General features: G+C 71.2%; 17 protein-coding genes. 7 read left to right on the forward strand and 10 right to left on the reverse strand.

What is annotated here, in order from left to right; all coding sequences use genetic code 11:
* Positions 1–48: 48 nt before the first annotated feature.
* The 5 genes from IEY82_RS13865 to IEY82_RS13885 all read right to left on the reverse strand — a co-directional run bounded on the left by IEY82_RS13865 (position 49) and on the right by IEY82_RS13885 (position 5,489).
* Entirely contained in the window at positions 49–3,012 is a 2,964-nt protein-coding gene (locus tag IEY82_RS13865) for a WXG100-like domain-containing protein (protein WP_189124490.1), read from the reverse strand.
* 6 nt (positions 3,013–3,018) lie between these two features.
* Positions 3,019–3,405, reverse strand: a complete 387-nt coding sequence (locus IEY82_RS13870; protein ID WP_189124491.1) for a YbaB/EbfC family nucleoid-associated protein — start codon at positions 3,403–3,405, stop codon at positions 3,019–3,021.
* A gap of 97 nt (positions 3,406–3,502) precedes the next feature.
* Complete coding sequence (locus IEY82_RS13875) at positions 3,503–3,799, reverse strand: hypothetical protein (RefSeq protein WP_189124492.1); 297 nt, start codon at positions 3,797–3,799, stop codon at positions 3,503–3,505.
* Entirely contained in the window at positions 3,796–4,185 is a 390-nt protein-coding gene (locus tag IEY82_RS13880; protein WP_189124493.1) for a YbaB/EbfC family nucleoid-associated protein, read from the reverse strand. Before IEY82_RS13880 ends, IEY82_RS13875 begins: the two co-directional genes overlap by 4 nt.
* 152 nt (positions 4,186–4,337) lie before the next feature.
* A complete protein-coding gene (locus tag IEY82_RS13885; protein ID WP_189124494.1) occupies positions 4,338–5,489 on the reverse strand; it encodes an MFS transporter in 1,152 nt (383 codons plus the stop codon).
* 88 nt (positions 5,490–5,577) lie between these two features.
* Here IEY82_RS13885 and IEY82_RS13890 point away from each other — a divergent pair, with 88 nt between their 5' ends.
* From IEY82_RS13890 to IEY82_RS13915, 6 genes are all read left to right on the forward strand, one after another.
* Positions 5,578–5,895: an ArsR/SmtB family transcription factor gene (locus IEY82_RS13890; RefSeq protein WP_189124495.1), complete on the forward strand. Its 318-nt coding sequence runs from the start codon at positions 5,578–5,580 to the stop codon at positions 5,893–5,895.
* Positions 5,882–8,353 (forward strand): ATP-dependent helicase HrpB, encoded by a 2,472-nt coding sequence (gene hrpB / locus IEY82_RS13895; protein ID WP_189124496.1) that lies wholly within the window; start codon positions 5,882–5,884, stop codon positions 8,351–8,353. Before IEY82_RS13890 ends, hrpB begins: the two co-directional genes overlap by 14 nt.
* A 50-nt stretch (positions 8,354–8,403) precedes the next feature.
* Complete coding sequence (locus tag IEY82_RS13900) at positions 8,404–9,084, forward strand: hypothetical protein (protein ID WP_189124497.1); 681 nt, start codon at positions 8,404–8,406, stop codon at positions 9,082–9,084.
* Positions 9,085–9,184: 100 nt separating this feature from the next.
* Positions 9,185–10,033, forward strand: coding sequence for an SPFH domain-containing protein (locus IEY82_RS13905; RefSeq protein ID WP_189124498.1), 849 nt, complete (start codon positions 9,185–9,187; stop codon positions 10,031–10,033).
* Positions 10,026–10,238, forward strand: a complete 213-nt coding sequence (locus tag IEY82_RS13910) for a type II toxin-antitoxin system antitoxin (RefSeq protein WP_189124499.1) — start codon at positions 10,026–10,028, stop codon at positions 10,236–10,238. Before IEY82_RS13905 ends, IEY82_RS13910 begins: the two co-directional genes overlap by 8 nt.
* Positions 10,239–10,258: 20 nt before the next feature.
* Positions 10,259–11,701: an amidase gene (locus IEY82_RS13915; RefSeq protein ID WP_189124500.1), complete on the forward strand. Its 1,443-nt coding sequence runs from the start codon at positions 10,259–10,261 to the stop codon at positions 11,699–11,701.
* 53 nt (positions 11,702–11,754) lie between these two features.
* Here the strand turns inward: IEY82_RS13915 and IEY82_RS13920 are convergent, their stop codons facing one another.
* The 4 genes from IEY82_RS13920 to IEY82_RS13935 all read right to left on the reverse strand — a co-directional run bounded on the left by IEY82_RS13920 (position 11,755) and on the right by IEY82_RS13935 (position 15,869).
* Positions 11,755–12,600 carry an aldehyde dehydrogenase family protein gene (locus tag IEY82_RS13920; protein ID WP_189124501.1) on the reverse strand — a complete coding sequence of 282 codons (846 nt, stop codon included), beginning with the start codon at positions 12,598–12,600 and terminating at the stop codon, positions 11,755–11,757.
* Entirely contained in the window at positions 12,593–12,790 is a 198-nt protein-coding gene (locus IEY82_RS13925; protein ID WP_189124502.1) for a hypothetical protein, read from the reverse strand. The genes IEY82_RS13920 and IEY82_RS13925 overlap by 8 nt, the downstream gene beginning before the upstream one ends.
* The gene (locus IEY82_RS13930; RefSeq protein ID WP_372459725.1) at positions 12,780–14,222 is read right to left on the reverse strand and encodes an aldehyde dehydrogenase family protein; all 1,443 of its coding nucleotides are present in this window, start codon (positions 14,220–14,222) and stop codon (positions 12,780–12,782) included. Before IEY82_RS13930 ends, IEY82_RS13925 begins: the two co-directional genes overlap by 11 nt.
* Positions 14,223–14,783: 561 nt before the next feature.
* Entirely contained in the window at positions 14,784–15,869 is a 1,086-nt protein-coding gene (locus IEY82_RS13935; RefSeq protein WP_225263243.1) for an AI-2E family transporter, read from the reverse strand.
* Between the two features lie 341 nt (positions 15,870–16,210).
* Between IEY82_RS13935 and IEY82_RS13940 the strand changes: the two genes are divergently transcribed.
* On the forward strand, positions 16,211–17,065 hold the full coding sequence (locus IEY82_RS13940; RefSeq protein ID WP_225263244.1) for a YihY/virulence factor BrkB family protein: 855 nt from the start codon (positions 16,211–16,213) through the stop codon (positions 17,063–17,065).
* Here the strand turns inward: IEY82_RS13940 and deoC are convergent.
* Positions 17,047–17,976 carry a deoxyribose-phosphate aldolase gene (gene deoC / locus IEY82_RS13945; protein ID WP_189124505.1) on the reverse strand — a complete coding sequence of 310 codons (930 nt, stop codon included), beginning with the start codon at positions 17,974–17,976 and terminating at the stop codon, positions 17,047–17,049. The genes IEY82_RS13940 and deoC overlap by 19 nt on opposite strands.
* Positions 17,977–18,118: the final 142 nt, after the last annotated feature.

The following is an 18,118-nucleotide window of genomic DNA, read 5'->3' on the forward strand; positions in this document are numbered from 1 at the left end:
CCGATCGGCGCAGCGAGCACGGCCCGGCGGCCCGGTGACGGCGGATGACTAACCGTCTGCCTCGGATGCTCTCTTGAGCGCGCGCCGGTAGTACTCGGGCACCGTGATCAAGCCCTCTTCCAGGAGACGTACTTCCCGTTCGAGGAAGGCGACGTTGGCCTGGCGAGTGGCGTCGGTGAACCACTCGTCGACTCTCGGATCCGGGTACTGGTGACTCTTGGTGAAGCCGATTTGCCCTTTAGCTTGCTCGACGAACATGGCGCGCAGAACCGGGTCGTCTTCGATGATCTTGAGGTAGCCGATGACGGACAATTGCCCGGCATCGGGCCTGACCTCGTGCACCCTGCCCGGAAGGTCGGCCCAGAACCTCCCTCCCGGTGTCGACAGGTCCTTGAGCGCGCAGCGGATGCCGCCCTCCACCCCCCATACCGAGTGGGCGAGGTGAAAGAGATCTGCGACTGCGAGGGCCTTCATGGGCTTCACGTTCGGGCTGTTCGCGTCAACGGCCTGCGCTCCGTTCACGAAGGTCGTCGCGATGATGCCGTCGTAGACCGCCTTCCCGTGGGCCTCGGTGTAGGTCTCCGGCATGAGCAGTTGCATCAGCTTGACGGTCAAGCCGGCGGCGATGCGTTCGTCCAGCACTCTCCCGTGTCCCTGGACCAGGTCATGCCCCAAGGCAGCGATCACCACCAGCACGACATCTTCGAGCGTGAAACTTCTGGGGTCTACCTCGCGGCTACGCAGGGTATACCTGACGCCGCCTTCGACGACTTCCCGGGTGTGTTGACCGTTGTTGTAGGCGGCAGGCATCTCCTTCCAGACGGTGCCATTGACCGGCGGCAGGGCTCCCTCCCCGCGCGTGAACTGGCGGTCGACCAGCCCCAACAGGACCGTGGCGACATCGACGGCCTTCTCGACCATCCTGCTGAGGGCCGGATTCCGGGTCACTTCGTCGGGGAACAGGCTACGAGCCTCCTCCCTGGACGCCTCCAGTTCGACCATTCGGTAGGCCCCGTCCGGCCTCGCACCGGGCTCGGCTCGCCCCTCCAACTCGCGCAGGAGGCCGTCCATCCGCGGGTCTACTTCGCGCAGCCAGGCGACGTCCGCGACCCCTTGCTGCTTCCAGTCGCCGAGTATCGGCGGGTCCGGCGGACGGCTCTCGTGAGCCGGCGCCTCGGTTGTGTCCTTTGGCGCGGCCTGCGCCCCGGTTGCGTCCTTTGGCGCGGCCTGCGCCTCGGGCGTGCTCCTTAGGGGTGTCGTCGGCGCCTGGTCACCCACCGTCCCCTGGGTTTCCCGGGTGAGAGATTGCCAGGCGCTCGACGTGTCCGCTGCTGTGGGGCCGGCACTCCGGGCAAGTCCGCCTGCCCCGTCGCGAACCGCTCCGGGCGCGGGGGCGTCTGGCAGGGGGGAGTGCGGGGGGGCGGACGCCGTTACTGCCGTCGCCCCCTCCCGAGGCGGCACGTCGGTTCTCGCGCTGGGGAGGGGCGGGTTCACTTGGACGGGGTCGCCACCGATTGGTCGGGGAGCCGCTAACTCGCCACCGCGGGGCATGGGCACAGACCCGGGTGCCCCGGGTACAGACCCAGACACCCCGGGCACTGACCCCGGCACCCCAGCCACCCCCGGCACAGCCCCCGGCACCCCAGGCACCCCAGGCGCCCCGGGCACCCCGGGCACCCCGGGCACCCCGGGCACCCCGGGCACCCCGGGCACCCCGGGCACCCCGGGCACAGACCCCGGCACCCCAGCCACCCCAGGCACCCCGGGCACCCCAGGCACCCCAGGCACCCCGGGCACAGACCCCGGCACCCCAGGCACCCCAGGCACCCCGGGCACAGACCCCGGCACCCCAGGCACAGCAGGATCGCCGGCTCCTGGCGCCCTCGACGCGGCACCGAGATCGGCGGCGTTGGCCTGGCTGAGGGCGCTGCCGCCGGGCGTCTCGTCGCGGGGGCGAGGACCGCCATCCAAACCTGGCTGGGACGGATGCGGCGAACGTGGCGCGTCGGGCCCACCCTCGGGCCCACCCTCGGGCCCACCCTCGGGCCCACCCTCGGGCCCACCCTCGCGCCTGCCCTCGGGAGCGCCCTCGGGAGCGCGAAAGTCGGGCGAGTGCCTGGTGGTCAGAAAGTGCTGGCCGTCGGCGCCTAGTGCGCTTGAGGTGAAAGCCTTTGCGAGCAGCTCGACGTCAAATTTCCCATTGATTAGCATTTCGGCCGCGGTGACGGCAGTGCCGGCCAGGCCGTACTGGGCCGCCTGGCCGTAGATGGAGGTGCTGGCGGCGGCCAGCAGTTTCTCGGCGGTGGTCATCTCGGCCCGGGTCACGCCCATGAGCATGCGATCGGAGGCCATCCGGGTGAGCCCGCCCGAGATCCCGCCCATGATCAACCCCATCGCTCCGCCCATCAGCGCGGAGGAGGCCAGTTGGTGCCGATCCAGCTCGTCGCGACGCCCGCCGAGCATCTGTGCGCCCTGGACGGCTGCGTCCATCCCCGCGACGATGCCCGCGAACAGAGCCATGTTCGTCAAGGCTCTGTTCGCGATCTGTCGCACGGTCATCCTGGCCAGCCGTACGCGTAGTGCGATCAGCGCCCAGCACGCGCCGCCGCCGGGTGCTAAGGCGATGACCAGGAGGTACGCCAGCTGGGCGATCAGCAGCCAGACAGTGATCTCGATCATGTACTTGGCGTACTGGATCTGCAGCCCGACGGCGTTAAACGCCATGGCAACCTCGGTGAGCCGCTTGACCAGCTCAGCCTCCCGGCCGCCGAGCTCCCTCGTGACATGCTCGACGAAGGCCTCGTGCGCAGCACCGTCCCATGCCTTGCCGATCCTGCGCGCGCTCTCGTGCCCGCCTGCCGCGGTGTGCGCGACGAGGTCATGCGCAGCCGTGATGCAGGCGTCGGCGAGCCTGAAGCACCCGGTCTCGTCGCCCTCGGGCCAGTCCATCCCGACGACCCAGCCGACATATGGCTTGGCCCACTCCGGGACGAGGATCCCCTCGTATCCCATGAGCTGTCAGCGCGTGCTGACGTCAAGCCCCGGCGGCAGGAAGGCATTCAGGTTTATCTGATCGGGCTCGAACACGTCGCCGTATCGCACGCCCTCCGGCAGGAGCGGCGCGACCAGTTCCTCGGCCAGGTCGGAAACCGCGGCGCCGGCCCGGCCGAGCTGCTCCACGATGCGGTCGGCGAGCTCAGCGGACGACATCCGGCGATACACCCCAGGGTCCAGCTCGATAGCTCTGACCTGGCCGCCGAACCCCACGGTCACGCTGACCAGTCCGTCGGCGGAACGGGAAACGGCCTCCAGCTCGCCGAGCCGTTGGGGCAGCTCGCCAATGTGTAGCACCTGCTGCTCCACGACGGCCACAAGCTCCGCGAGAGTATCGTCGAACGCGTTCACAACAGCCCTTCCACTCCTACGGTTGCGCGACCAGAGAAGAGCGACCGCATCACCTGACGCCCTTGACACGTGCATGTCGCCATGAGCGGGCTGGCACCTACTCTGACGGCCACACCGCCGACTCGTACGTGATCGCGTTCGCGGCCAGGCCGTCGCCGGTGGCTTTGATCCCGTCCAGGTAGCTTGCGATCGCGCTGAAGATGGTCTCCTCCATTTGCGGGAGGTGCTTGGACAGTTCCGCACCGTACGCGTCCTGTCCGAGGGTGGCTCGGTCCCGGTCAAACGCACGCCGCAGACGCTTGGAAACGTCGTCGATCTCCGTGTGACGCTCGCGCATCACCGCGCTTTCCCTGCGCAGAAAATACGGGTCGACCGAGAACCCCTGCCCGCTCATCGGGCACCCGGCCGAGGCAGGAGCTCAGCGAGGTTCGGGTGGTCTCCAAGGGTCCCCCCGTACGGCAGGTCGTCGGGCAGCAGGGGGTCGAGCAGTTCGCGCGACCGCTCGGCGACCGCACTGGCGGCCTGACCGATCTGCTCCATCAGCGCCTGGGCAAGCTCGGAGGGCTCAAGCACGCGGGAGACCCGCGGATTGAGCGTGATCTTGCGGACCTGCCCTCGCGGTCCCACGGTGACTGTGATCATCCCGTCGTCCGATCGAGTGCTCACAGTCAACTCGTTCAGTTCGCCGTACGCGTCAGCCACCTGCTTCAGGTGCCGGTCGTACTCGACGGCGAGTGCCTCTGGACTCGAAATGAACTCAGATGTCACGCCAAAAAACATAACAGTCGCCTTATCCCATCCGCACCAGGGAACGACAAGAAAGCCTTCGAGGACGCCGACGCCGTCCCTGACGGAGAATTCCTACCGCGTGGCCTCATCGTCATCCTCGCGGTCACCCTGGACTGGATCCCGGCCCAGGGCTGACGGGGCCCCTACCCGACCGGGGCCGGCGCCACTGCCGCAGGCGCCACCTCCCGCCGGTAGGTCGCCAGCGTGAAGACCAGCGCGACCAGGCAGAACCCGGTGGACAGCGCGATCACGCCCACCCTGCCGTACCAGTCGAGGGCCAGGCCTCCGGCGACGCCCGCCACGAACAGCCCGACGTACTGCGCGGAGGAGAGCAACCCGAGCCCGACGGGGACGTTGCCGGGCACCACCGCGACGGTCCGATACTGCTGGGCCGGGGCGATCAGCCAGCCGAGCACGCCCCACAGGAACGCCCACACCAGCCCGACGGGCAGCGCCAGGTTCGCGACGGGGATCAGCCCGGTGGCCATGGTGCCCGCGGCCAGCCCGATCAGCACCATCCGCCGCGCCCCGAACCTGTCGGTGAGCCGCCCGCCCACCTGGTTGCCGACGACGCCGCCGAGCCCCCAGGCCCACAGAATCGCGGTCAGCGGCAGGTCCAGCAGCGACCCGATGTAGGTGTAGGCGGTGAAGGCGCCCGCGAACACCAGCAGTTGGGTCCCCAGCACCAGCAGCACCTTCCGGTCCCCCAACGGCTCGAACCGCTCGCGCAGCCGGGCCGTGGCGAGGGTCGCGACGTCGGGCACCGCGGCCGCGACCCCCGCGAAGCCGAGCACGCCGAGCCCGGCGACCAGCCAGAGCGTGGCCCGCCAGCCCGACACGTCGCCCAGCCAGGTGCCGAGCGGCACCCCGATCGCGGACGAGACGGCCAGCCCGCCCATCACCAGAGCCAGCGCGCGTCCACGCCGCTCGGGCGGGCTCAGCGCGGTCGCCACTCCGGACGCCGTCGGCGTGAACATCGCCGCGCCCGCCGCCGCGATCACCCTGGTGGCCAGAACCAGCGGGTACGTGGGCGCGAGCGCGGACAGGACGTTGCCCAGCACGAAGACCGCGAGCGCGATCAGCAACAGCCTCCGGCGCGACAGGCGGGCGCTCAGCGCGGCCAGCAACGGCGACAGCACCGCGTACGCCAGGGCGAAGACGGTCATCAACTGGCCCGCGGCCGACAGCGAGATGCCGAGGTCACCGGAGATCGGCGTAAGAAGTCCGGCGGTGACGAACATGCCGGTTCCGATGGCGAAATTTCCCAACGCGAGCGGATAGAGCCGCGGATTCACCTGGCCTCCAGAAATAAAGTTGGACATGCATCAAACTGACGTATAGTTGGATGTATGTCAAACAGTTAGACGGAGGTATCGTCTAGCCATGCGCCTGCTCCCGCATCCGAACCCGGAGGACATCCAGCTCACCGAGGTGCTCAAGGCGCTGTCCGATCCCGTACGCCTGCTGATCGTCGGCAGACTGGCCGCCCACGGCGAGATGACGTGCTCCACCGCCGGCGACGACCTGGGCGTCCACAAGTCGACCGCGTCCCACCACTACCGCATGCTCCGGGAGGCCGGAGTGATCATGTCCAAGCAGGAGGGCCGGAAGAAGTACATCAGCCTGCGCCGCGACGACCTCGACGCGCGCTTCCCCGGCCTGCTCGACTCCGTGCTGACGGCGGCGCATGAGCCCGTCTGACCGCCCGCCCATCGGTCCGCCCGACCGACTGCCCATCCACGACGTCCTGCCCCTGCTGCTCGCCGAGCTCGACCGGCACGGCACGGCGGTGCTGACCGCCCCGCCGGGCACGGGCAAGACGACCGTCGTGCCGCTCGCGCTGGCCGAGGCGGGCCTGCGGGTGCTGGTCGCCGAGCCACGCCGGCTGGCCGTACGGGCCGCGGCCAAGCGGATGGGCGTCAGCTACACGATCAGAGGCGAGCGCCGGGTGGGCGCCAACCACATGGTCGAGGTCGTCACCACCGGCGTCCTGCTCCAGCGGCTGCAGCGGGACCAGGAGCTGGCCGGGGTGGACGTGGTGCTGCTCGACGAATGCCACGAACGCCACCTCGACGCCGACACCGCGCTCGCGTTCCTGCTCGACGTCCGTGACACGCTCCGCCCCGACCTGCGCGTCCTCGCCACCTCCGCCACCGCCGACGCCCTCCCCTGGGCCCGCCTCCTCGGCGCCGACGCAGCCGGCGGGCCGTCCGCGGCCGCGACCGGCGTGGCGCCGATCGTCAGGGCGACGGGCGCGACGCATCCCGTGGAGGTCGTGTGGGCGCCGCCCGCCCGGCCGGTCGCGCCCCCGCACGGGCTGCGCGTCGATCCCGCGCTGCTGTCCCACGTCGCCCAGGTCGTCCGCCGGGCCCTCGCCGAACGACAGGGCGACGTGCTGTGCTTCCTGCCCGGCGTCGGAGAGATCGCCAGGGTGGCCGGAATGCTCGGCGACGTCGAGGTCCTCCAGGTGCACGGCCAGGCCCCGGCCCGCGTCCAGGACGCCGTGCTGTCTCCCGGCTCGGCGCGCCGGGTGGTGCTGGCCACGTCGGTGGCCGAGTCGAGCCTGACCGTGCCCGGCGTCCGGGTGGTGGTCGACTCGGGGCTGGCCCGGGAGCCGCGCACCGACCACGCGCGAGGGCTCGGCTCGCTCACCACGGTCCGCGTCTCCAGGTCGTCGGCCGCCCAGCGCGCCGGTCGGGCCGGCCGGGAGGCGCCGGGGGCCGTCTACCGCTGCTGGCCGGCGGCTGAGCACGAGCGCCTGGCCGACCATGCGCGACCGGAGATCGCGCTCGCCGACCTGACCGGGTTCGCGCTCCAGGCGGCCTGCTGGGGCGTCCCCGACGCCGAGGGGCTCGCCCTGCTCGACCCGCCACCGCCCGCCGCGCTCGCCGCCGCCACCCGTACCCTGCACGCTCTGGGCGCCCTGGAACGCACCTCCGGCGGAGCCGCCCGCGTGACCGGCCGCGGCCGGCGCATGGCACGGGCCGGAGTCCATCCCCGTCTGGCCAGGGCGCTCATCGACGCCGGGCCACGCGCCGCCGAGGTGGTCGCCCTGCTGTCCGAGCCCCTGCCCCGCGAGGCCGGCGACGACCTCGTCGAGATCTGGCGCGCGACCCGCCGGGGCGACGACGGCTTCGCCGCCCGCTGGCGCCAGGAGGTCACCCGGCTGCGCCGCACGGCCGGGACGGCCGGGACGGCGGGTGAGCGGTTGGCCGATGACGCGCTGGCCGGGCTGGTCGTGGCGCTGGCGTTCCCCGAGCGGGTGGCGCGCAGGCGCGGCGGCGGCTACCTGATGGCGTCGGGCACCGAGGCGCAGCTCGCCCAGGGATCGAGGCTGGGGTCGGCGCGCTGGCTGGCCGTCGCGGTCGCCGACCGGCCCACCGGCTCGGCGTCGGCCCGCGTCCGGCAGGCCGTGGAGATCGACGAGGACACCGCGCGGCGGGTCGTGCCGGTCACCGTCGAGGAGGAGGTGGCCTGGCGGGTCCCGCCGGGCGAGCGGCGCGGCGACGTCTCGGCCCGCGTGGTGGAGCGGCTCGGCGCGATCGAGCTGTCGTCCGCCCCGCTGAAGGACGCCGACGTCCGCGAGGCCGTCCTGACCGGCCTGCGCACCGAGGACGTGCTGACCTGGACGAAGGAGGCGCTGGCCGTGCGGGACCGGCTGGCGTTCTGCCATCGCGCGCTCGGCGACCCGTGGCCCCCGATGGACTCACTCGCCGACCTGGCCGACCGCTGGCTCGAACCCGAGCTGTCCCGGGCCCGCCGCCGGGCCGACCTGGAACGCATCGACGTGGCCTCGGCGCTGCGGCGGCTGGTCCCATGGAGCGAACGCCTGGAGGAGGTCGCGCCGGAGCGCGTCGAGGTCCCGACCGGCTCCCGGATCCGCGTCGACTACTCGGGTGAGCAGCCGGTGCTGGCGGTGAAGCTGCAGGAGCTGTTCGGCTGGGACGAGGCGCCGCCGATCGCCGGGGTGCCGCTGCTGATCCATCTGCTCTCCCCGGCGGGGCGCCCGGTGGCGGTCACAGCCGACCTGGCGTCGTTCTGGCGCGACGGCTACCGTTCGGTCCGCGCGGAGCTGCGTGGCCGTTATCCCAAGCATCCCTGGCCGGAGGACCCCCTCACCGCCGTACCCACCCGGCGCGTGAAGCGGGCTCCGCGCTGAGGTTCGCGCACCACCTCGCCAGCACCATCTCCCCCAATGGAACGGACCCCATGAGCGTCATCGAGGCCGCCCGCAACAACGCCGAGTGGTGCGAGGCGGTGTGCCGGACCCACGGGATCACGGGCGTCTTCGGCCCGCGCGCCTGGACCAGCCCGGTCAGGACCCCGCTCTACTACCCCGACGCCGTCACCCTGTCCCCCGAGGCGACGGCGGGCGACGTGCTCGACGCCGTCGACCAGGGCCCCGGCGCGTCGGTGAAGGACAGCTTCGCCACGCTCGACCTGCGCCCGGCGGGCTTCGAGGTGCTGTTCGAGGCCCAGTGGATCCACCGCCCGGCGCCCGACCGGGAGACCGGCCACGCGGAGGTCGTCTGGGAGGTGGTCCGCGACCCGGCCACCCTCGCCGCCTGGGAGCGCGCCTGCTTCCCCGGCGAGGACGGCGGCCTGTTCCGGCCCGAGCTGCTGATCAGGCCCGACCTGGCGGTGCTGGCCGGCCGGCTCGGCGGCGAGCTGGTGTGCGGCTCGGTGCTCAACCTGAGCGGCCGGGTCGCCGGCGTCTCCAACGTGTTCGCCCACGGCTGCCCGGAGGACACCGCGTGGGCCGGCACGATCGCCCTGGCCGCCGAGTTGTTCCCCGGTCGCGCGCTGGCCGGCTACGAGGGGGACGTGACGGCCGCCGTCAGGCACGGCTTCGCCCCGATCGGCCCGCTCCGGGTGTGGCTGAAGGCGTGACGGTCGGCGGTGCACCGGCGGATCGTACGGAAACTCGGTACGCGCCGGGCGGATCCATGCGGCTATCATGGTGATATCACCCCGATAGCAAGGAGTTGCGATGGAACGACGTGCTTTCCGACTGAACGGGTTCCTGGTCCTGCTCGTTCTGCTGGTGCTGGGCGGCGCGGCGGCCGCGATCCGGCTTGAGATCCTCGGCACCGAGTGGGGCCTGCTCGGCGCTTGGGGCGTGCTCGTCGCGCTGGTCGCCAGCGGGTTCACCGTGGTCAACCCGAACGAGGCGAAGGTGGTGCAGTTCCTCGGCCGCTACGTGGGGTCGATCTCCGACGCCGGTTTCCAGTGGCTGCTGCCGTTCACCACCAGGCGCACGGTCACGCTGCGCGTGCGCAACTTCGAGACGGCCAAGCTCAAGGTCAACGACGCCGACGGCAGCCCGGTCGAGATCGCCGCGGTGGTCGTCTACAAGGTGACCGACACGGCCAAGGCCGCGTTCGCGGTCGACGACTACGAGCAGTACATCGCGATCCAGTCGGAGGCCGCGGTCCGCCACCTGGCCACCACCCACCCCTACGACTCCCACGACTCCGAGCGCACCAGCCTGCGTGACGGCGCCGAGGTGGCGACCGAGCTGACCGCCGAGCTGCGCGACCGCACCGAGCTGGCCGGCATCGAGGTGATCGAGGCCCGCATCACGCACCTGGCCTACGCGCCGGAGATCGCCCAGGCCATGCTGGTCCGCCAGCAGGCGAGCCAGATCGTGGCCGCGCGCACCCGGATCGTCGAGGGCGCGGTGGGCATGGTGCAGCTGGCACTCGACCGGCTGGCCGCCGAAGGCGTCGTCGAGCTGGACGAGGAGCGCAAGGCGCAGATGGTGTCCAACCTCCTGGTCGTGCTGTGCGGCGACCGGGCGACCCAGCCGGTGGTGAACGCCGGCAGCCTCTATGCCTGAGCGCGAAGGCGAGCCGACGGACTCCGAGTCGCCTCCGGCGGGGCCGAAGGCTCGCAAGAAACTCCTGCTCCGGCTGGACCCGGCCGTCTACGACGCGATCGCCAGGTGGGCGGCCGACGACCTGCGCAGCGTCAACGCGCAGATCGAGTACGCGCTACGCCTCGCGCTGAAGCAGGCCGGACGGGATCCTCGCAACCAACGGTGAAAACCTGCACACTTCTAGGCATGTCGTGGGCAGGCAGGTCCGCTGTCGAGATCGCGACGGCCGTGCGCCAGAGAGAGGTCACGGCCGTCACCGTCGTCGAGGAGCACCTTCACGCGATCGCCGAGCGCGATCCGCGGGTGGGGGCGTTCCGCCTGGTCAGAGAGCGAGCCGTGGCCGAGGCGCAGGCCCTGAGCGACCGCCGTGACCTGGCCGACCTGCCCCTCGCCGGGGTGCCCGTGGCGGTCAAGGACAACCTGGAGGTCGCGGGCGAGGCCACGCGCGGCGGCTCCTCCGCCACCGCCGAGGCGCCCGCGCCGCGCGACCACGAGACGGTCGCCCGGCTGCGCGCGGCCGGCGCGGTGGTGGTCGGCCTGACCAACCTGCCCGAGCTGGGGCTCGTCGCCTTCGGCGACAGCGCCTACGGCACCGTGCGCAACCCCTGGAACCCGTCCCGTACGGCGGGCGGCTCGTCCTCGGGCAGCGCGGCGGCCGTGGCGGCCGGGATGGTGCCGATCGCCCTCGGCAACGACGGCATGGGCTCGCTGCGCATCCCGGCGGCCTGCTGCGGCGTGTACGCCGTCAAACCGGGCACCGGCCTGATCCCCCCTCCGTCGAACGACTGGCACGGCCTGACCGAGAACGGCCCGGTGGCCGCCCGCGCCGCCGACCTGGCGCTGACGCTCTCGGTGCTGGCCGCCGACCCGACGCTGGCCGAGGCGTGGCGCGGCGGCGCGCGGATCGAGCCGGCGCCCCGGATGCTGCGGTCGGTCTGGGCCGACGACGACGAGATGTGGGAGCCCCAGCCGCCGCCGTCCGGCCCTGAGCCGTTCGACCTGCGGGTGGCCTACGCCCCGCAGCCGCTGCCCGCCGGGCTGCCGATGGACGGAGAGTTCCAGGCGGCCGTCCGAGGCGCCGCCGAGACGCTCCGCGTCGCCGGGCACACGATCGTCGAGCACGACCGCCGGCTGCCGTTCTGGCTGGGTCCCGCCACGGTCGCCACCTGGCTCACGCGGGCCGCCGAGGCGGCCGACGGGCTCGACCGCGGGCGCCTCGAACGCCGCACGCGCGCCCTCGCCCGTGGTGGCCGGGTGCTGTCCAGGCTGAGTCTCGACGGCGAGCGGAGCCGCGAACGCTGGCGGAGCTACGGCGCCGACCAGTGGTTCGGCGACGCCGACGTGCTCATCACCCCCGCCCTGGCCGCCGTGCCGCCGAAGGCCGACGGCTGGGGCCGCCGCGGCCTGGCGCGCAACCTGCTGGCCAACGTCAGGTACGCCCCCGCCACCGGGCCGTGGAACATGTGCGGCTGGCCCGCGCTGGCCGTACCGATCGCCACCCACTCCAGCGGGCTGCCGATCGGGGTGCAGCTCGTCGCCCCGCCCGGCGGCGAGCCGCACCTGCTGGGCCTGGCCGCCCAACTGGAGGCGGCCCACCCCCTCGTCCACCCGCCCGGCTTCGCCTACTGACCTGCCGAGCCGCCCTCATCGGGCCGCCCCATGGAGGCCGGCCGGTTTCGGTGTCAGGTGCCCTGTGGATGCCAGACGGTCTTGGTCTCCAGGAAGCGGGTCATCCGGGTGAGGCCCGGATCGGCCGCCCAGTCGGGCGAGGCGGGCCGCAGGACCCGCTTGAGGTTCTCGGCCGCCGACTGCTCGCACCGCAACGCCAGGTCGGTGTCCTTGACCCCGGTCAGGTCGAGCCCGTTGACGTCCATGTGGGCCGCGAGCCAGGGCGCCAGCTCCTCCTGCCGGCCGGTGAGCACGTTGACGACGCCGCCGGGCAGGTCGGAGGTGGCCAGCACCTCCGCCAGGGTGATCGCCGCCAGGGGCGACGGCTCGGAGGCGATGACCACGCACGTGTTGCCCGTCACGATCACGGGCGCGACGACCGAGATCAGCCCCAGCAGCGGATCGGCGGGGGCGACGACGGCCACCACACCGGTGGGCTCCGGCGAGGAGAGGTTGAAGTAGGGGCCCGCGACCGGGTTGGCGGTGCCGCGCACGGAGGCGATCTTGTCGGACCAGCCCGCGTACCAGACCAGCCGGTCGACCGAGGCGTCGACCGCCTCCAGCGCCGCCTTGCGGCCCGTGCCCAGCTCCTCGGCGAACTGCGCCCGGCGGCCCTCCAGCATCTCGGCGACGCGGTAGAGGATCTGGCCCCGGTTGTAGGCCGTGGCGCCCGACCAGCCGGGGAACGCCTTGCGGGCGGCCACCACGGCGTCGCGGGCGTCCTTGCGCGAGGCCCGCGAGGCGTTGGCGAGGAAGTCTCCCTTGGGCGAGGTCACGGGGTAGGACCTCCCACTCTCGGAGCGGGGGAAGGCCCCGCCGATGAACAGCTTGTAGGTCTTGCGAACGGCCAACCTACTCATCGCCGCGCCCCCTCCACATGATCTCCTGCGACATCTGCACCGGCACGAACACCTGACCGCACCGGCTCACGCCGCAGCGGTGGGCGTACCAGCCGGTGCGTACGGGCCGGCCGGCACGGGCGAAGGCGTGACCCCGGGTGGCCTGGTGGCGGCGGATCCGGCGACGGCCGCGTCTGTGGTCACACGTCAAGGTAGGCCTCCAACCCGAGCAGCCCGCCTTCACGGCCGTACCCCGACTCCTTGTAGCCGCCGAACGGCGACGCGGGATCGAACCGGTTGAAGGTGTTGGCCCAGACGACTCCGGCCCGGAGCCGGTCGGCCATCCACAGGATCCGGGAGCCCTTCTCGGTCCAGATCCCGGCGGACAGGCCGTACGGGGTGTTGTTGGCCTTCTCCACGGCCTCGGCCGGAGTGCGGAAGGTCAGCACCGACAGCACGGGACCGAAGATCTCCTCGCGCGCGATCCGGTGCGACAGCGCCACGCCGGTGAACAGCGTCGGCGGGAACCAGTAGCCCTTGCCGGGCAGCTCGCAGGCGGGCGACCAGCGCTCGGCGCCCTCCTGCTCGCCGATCTCGCTGAGTGCGCGGATCTTGGCCAGTTGCTCGGCCGAGTTGATCGCGCCGATGTCGGTGTTCTTGTCGAGCGGGTCGCCGAGCCGCAGGGTGCCGAGCCGGCGCTTCAGCGCGGTCAGCAGCTCGTCCTGGATCGACTCCTGCACCAGCAGCCGGGAGCCCGCGCAGCACACGTGCCCCTGGTTGAAGAAGATGCCGTTGACGATGCCCTCGACGGCCTGGTCGATGGCGGCGTCCTCGAACACGATGTTCGCGGCCTTGCCACCCAGCTCCAGGGTGAGCTTCTTGTCGGTGCCGGCGACGGTGCGGGCGATGAGGCGGCCCACCTCGGTGGAGCCGGTGAAGGCCACCTTGTTGACGTCGGGATGGGCCACCAGGGCGGCCCCGGTCTCGCCGGCGCCGGTGACGATGTTGACCACGCCGGGCGGCAGGCCGGCCTGCACGCAGATCTCGGCGAACAGCAGCGCGGTCAGCGGCGTGGTCTCGGCCGGCTTGAGCACGACCGTGTTGCCGCAGGCCAGCGCGGGCGCGATCTTCCAGGCCAGCATGAGCAGCGGGAAGTTCCACGGGATGACCTGCCCCGCCACGCCGAGCGGCCGGGGATCGGCCCCGAACCCGGCGTGGCCCAGCTTGTCGGCCCAGCCCGCGTAGTAGAAGAAGTGGGCCGCGACCAGCGGCAGGTCGACGTCACGCGACTCGCGGATGGGCTTGCCGTTGTCCAGGGTCTCGAGCACGGCCAGCTCGCGGGCCCGCTCCTGGATGAGCCGGGCGACGCGGAACAGGTACTTGGCCCGCTCGGAGCCGGGCAGCGCGCTCCAGCCGCCGAACGCCTTCCTGGCCGCCTGAACCGCCCGGTCGACGTCGTCGGAGGACGCGCCCGCGATGTCGGCCAGCTTCTCCTCGGTCGCGGGGTTCACGGTCTTGAAGGAGGCCGCGGAGCCGTCCACGAACTCACCGTCGATGAACAGCCCGTACGAAGGACTGAGATCGACGATGTCGCGCGACTCGGGCGCCGGTGCGTATTCGAACGCCGGCGCGTCTTTGAACATCGCCATCATCAGTCCAGGGTGAAGTAGCTAGGCGTCACGCCTGCCAGCCTAGACGGTCATATCGACTGCTTCGAGGGCACATCAAGCGCCCACGATGTCAAGGTGATGTCAGCGCCGCCGGGCGGGGCCCGCCGTTCTTGTCCGACCAGGGCACTCGGCGGAGTCGACGGGGTCGGCGTGACACGCCGACGATCACGCGACTCCGACCTGAGCACCCTGGCGGCCCCCCTTCGGAAAGGTCGCCGCCCGTGAGACAGTCAATTCCGGGCCTCCCCTCCGGACAATCGTGAAGGGGAGAAGAGCTCATCTCGAACGGTGATCACCAGAGGGCGGCCACTGGCACACGTCGAGGCGGTGACGAGGTCGGTGAGAGCTTCAGTGAGACGCCCGGCGATGCCGGGCGCGGACACGACCAGGTGGAAAGCAGCGATCTGCGCCCTGCTTATCGCCAGGTGTGAACACCGGCCTGACGCCGGTACGGCGACCAGGCCGGTTTGACGGCTGCGCCGCTCATGGCGTGTCGTGATCACCGACGCAGGCATTCGGCCGCCTTCGAGCCTGTCAGTCCTTCTGCTCGGATTCCTTCCCAGGAGGTACGGCCTGCGCCGGTGGCTCTGGGGCCCGTCCTGGCGGGAGGGGGATCGGATCGTCCTTGAAGAGCTCGGGCACGGCCCGGTAGAGGATGGCGGTGATCGGCACGGCCACGACCGCGCCCGCGATTCCGGCCAGGATGCCGCCGACGGCCAGCACGATGATGATCGCCAGCGGGTGGAAGTGCAGCACCCGGCCGACGATCAGCGGTTGGAGCACGTGGTTCTCCAGTTGCTGCTCGACGATCAGGATGCCGATGAAGATCAGCGCGTAGATCGGGCCCTTCGCGCCGAGCGTGACCAGCGTCGCGACCACACCGGCGAAGAGGATGCCGACGATGGGGATGAAGCTGGCCAGGAAGATCAGTACGGCGAGCGCCGCCCAGAGCGGGACGCCCAGGATGGCCAGCACCAGACCCATGAGCACGCCGTGCACCGCGGCCACGGCCACCGTGCCCTGCACGTAGTGGGACAGCGTGGCCCAGGCGGTCCGCCCGGCCCGGTCGACCCGCGGCGCCATCCGGCCGAACCCCTTGAGGAACCAGGACCAGATCCGGTCGCCATCCTTGAGCAGGAAGAACGTCACGAACAGCAGGAGCACGATCGAGGCCAGCACCTCGACCACCACCACGGTGCCCGCGAGAACCGTCGAGGTGATCTGCTGCTGCCGCTCGGTCACCAGCTTGCCGATCTCGTCCACCCAGCCGCTGAGCTGCATGGGCTCCAGGTTCAGGGGGCCGGTGTAGAGCCAGCCCTCCACCGTCTTGGCCGTCTGCCTGACCTGTGTCACCAGGCCGGGGAACTCCTCGTTGGCCCGGACGCCGATGATCCACCCCGTCCCGGCCAGCACGGTGAAGGCGACGAGCATGGTGACCCAGGTGGCGTAGATCGCCCGCAGGCCCGACGCGCGCAGTTGCCGGGTGAGCGGGAACAGCAACGCGGTCAGCAGCAGGGCGACCGCCACCGGCAGGGCGACGATGCGCATCGTCGCCACGAAGCCGAACACGTAGTTGGCCACGATGCCGATGACGATCAGACACGCGCACCAGGCGGCCATCTTCGCCAAGGTCGGTGGCACTAACCGCAACAGGCGCTCCTGGGGTGAATCCATGGATGGCAACTGCCCCACAGGTCGGGGATAGGCACGCTCTCAGGTATTGAGCCAAGAAAATGTTGGAGAGGTAAATTTTTTGCATCTGGGTAGGGGGCATTCCGCCCTACCAGCTTTCTCACGACGGCGTGGTGAGTCATCTTCTGTGAAACGACCGCGGCGCGCGCTCACGGCCGCATTTCGCCGACGTGCCGACCCCTCCCATGAGCGCCGCCCGGCATTGGACCGGCCGGATGGCGACAGGCTGGAAGCGAGCCAGGAGCCGGCACGGCTGGTTGGATCACACGGTGCGCGCCCTGATCCGCTATGACAAGGCCGACGCCGGTCGGCTGTCGGCCGCCCTCACCTACTACGCCTTCTTCGCCACCTTCGCCTTGGGCCTGCTGGGGTTCGCCTTCCTCAGCCGCATTCTGGACTATCCGGCGGCGCTGGCCGAGGTGCAGCGCTACCTGAGCGACACCTTCCCACGCCTGGACGTCAAAGCGCTTCGCGATGCCGGAGGAACGGCCGGGCTGGTGGCCTGCGTGGTCCTCCCGCTGACGGGCCTGTTCTGGATGGACACGCTGCGCTCGGCGACCAGGGCGATCTGGCGGCTCGACGAGTATCCGGGCAACTTCTTCCTGCGCCAGATCATCGACCTGGGCATGGTGGCCGGGCTCGGAGTGCTGCTCTCCTTGTCGCTCACTGTCGCCTTCGCCGCCGAGTGGCTGCTGACCTGGCTTGCGGTGAACACAGTGGGTGTGGATGCCACCCCCGCCCGTGGGGTCCTGTCGGTGGCGGCGTTCGTGCTGGGGATCGGGGTCAACACCTTGCTGGCCATGGCGCTGCTGACCGCGCCACCACGGCTGCGTGTGCCGCTGCGCCGGGTGATCGGCCCGGCGCTCGTCATCACGATCGGCCTGGAGATCCTCAAGACCCTCGGCCAAGCCCTGCTCAACCTCACCGCCGCCAACCCCGCCTACCAGGTGGTCGCCGGAGCAGTGGCGATGCTGCTCTTCCTCAAGATGCTCAACCAGCTCATCCTGTTCGCCACCGCGCTGGCGGCCACCAGCGCCACCGGCGATGTCACCGACCTGGCCACTTCGGCCAGATCCACGGTGATCTCAGCTTGCGCCCCCGCTCGTCAGTCCAGGGTGAAGTAGTCGGGGCCCGCGTAGCGGCCGGTGGACAGCTTCTGGCGCTGCATCAGCAGGTCGTTGAGCACCGACGACGCGCCCAGCCGGAACCAGTCGGGCGTGAGCCAGTCGTCGCCGGCGGTCTCGTGGACCAGCACCAGGTTCTTGATGGCGTCCTTGGTGGTGCGGATGCCGCCCGCCGGCTTCACCCCCACCTGCCTGCCCGTCTGGTCGCGGAAGTCGCGTACCGCCTCCAGCATGATCAGCGTCACCGGGGGCGTGGCCGCCGGGGAGACCTTGCCGGTGGAGGTCTTGATGAAGTCGGCCCCCGCCAGCATGGCCAGCCAGGACGCGCGCCGTACGTTGTCGTAGGTGGACAGCTCGCCGGTCTCGAGGATCACCTTCAGGTGGGCCTCGCCGCAGGCAGCCTTCACCGCGACGATCTCCTCGAACACCTTCAGGTAGTCACCCGACAGGAAGGCGCCGCGGTCGATCACCATGTCGATCTCGTCGGCGCCCGCGCCGACGGCGAGCGCGGTGTCGGTCACCTTCACCTCAAGAGAGGTGCGCCCGCTGGGGAACGCGGTGGCGACCGAGGCGACCTTGACCCCTGAGCCGGCCACGGCCTCGGCGGCCACCGCCACCAGGTCGGGATAGACGCAGACGGCGGCCACGGTGGGAGCGCCGTCGCCCGGGTGCGTCGCCTTGGCGCACATCGCCCGGACCTTGCCCGGGGTGTCGGCGCCTTCGAGCGTCGTGAGGTCGACCATGGAGATGGCCAGGTCGATGGCCTGGGCCTTGGCCGTCGTCTTGATGGAACGGGTGCCGAGCATCGCGGCCCGCTGGTCGGCGCCGACCCGGTCGACACCGGGCAGGCCGTGCAGGAATGCTCGCAGCGTCGCGTTGGACGCGGCGACGTCCGCGAACGAGGTAGTCACAGTTGACACCTCCACAGCATCGCCGACCAGCCGGGCTACCTCCAAACCGGACCCGTCGCCACCCGTCTGACGTGGGCCGGGAAACGCCTGGCCGCGCTCGTGCCAAACACAGGTGTAAGGGCGAACGACGAAGGGAGCGAGG

The organism is Nonomuraea cavernae (assembly GCF_014646355.1).
Classification (GTDB): Bacteria; Actinomycetota; Actinomycetes; order Streptosporangiales; family Streptosporangiaceae; genus Nonomuraea; species Nonomuraea cavernae.

What these genes read in the sequence shown, in the direction of transcription:
- IEY82_RS13865 (WP_189124490.1), bottom strand. Translation starts at nt 3,012, where the DNA reads ATGGGATACGAGGGGATCCTCGTCCCGGAGTGGGCCAAGCCATATGTC.
- IEY82_RS13875 (WP_189124492.1), bottom strand. Translation starts at nt 3,799, where the DNA reads ATGAGCGGGCAGGGGTTCTCGGTCGACCCGTATTTTCTGCGCAGGGAA.
- IEY82_RS13880 (WP_189124493.1), bottom strand. Translation starts at nt 4,185, where the DNA reads ATGTTTTTTGGCGTGACATCTGAGTTCATTTCGAGTCCAGAGGCACTC.
- IEY82_RS13890 (WP_189124495.1), top strand. Translation starts at nt 5,578, where the DNA reads ATGCGCCTGCTCCCGCATCCGAACCCGGAGGACATCCAGCTCACCGAG.
- hrpB (WP_189124496.1), top strand. Translation starts at nt 5,882, where the DNA reads ATGAGCCCGTCTGACCGCCCGCCCATCGGTCCGCCCGACCGACTGCCC.
- IEY82_RS13900 (WP_189124497.1), top strand. Translation starts at nt 8,404, where the DNA reads ATGAGCGTCATCGAGGCCGCCCGCAACAACGCCGAGTGGTGCGAGGCG.
- IEY82_RS13905 (WP_189124498.1), top strand. Translation starts at nt 9,185, where the DNA reads ATGGAACGACGTGCTTTCCGACTGAACGGGTTCCTGGTCCTGCTCGTT.
- IEY82_RS13910 (WP_189124499.1), top strand. Translation starts at nt 10,026, where the DNA reads ATGCCTGAGCGCGAAGGCGAGCCGACGGACTCCGAGTCGCCTCCGGCG.
- IEY82_RS13915 (WP_189124500.1), top strand. Translation starts at nt 10,259, where the DNA reads ATGTCGTGGGCAGGCAGGTCCGCTGTCGAGATCGCGACGGCCGTGCGC.
- IEY82_RS13920 (WP_189124501.1), bottom strand. Translation starts at nt 12,600, where the DNA reads ATGAGTAGGTTGGCCGTTCGCAAGACCTACAAGCTGTTCATCGGCGGG.
- IEY82_RS13930 (WP_372459725.1), bottom strand. Translation starts at nt 14,222, where the DNA reads ATGTTCAAAGACGCGCCGGCGTTCGAATACGCACCGGCGCCCGAGTCG.
- IEY82_RS13935 (WP_225263243.1), bottom strand. Translation starts at nt 15,869, where the DNA reads ATGGCCGCCTGGTGCGCGTGTCTGATCGTCATCGGCATCGTGGCCAAC.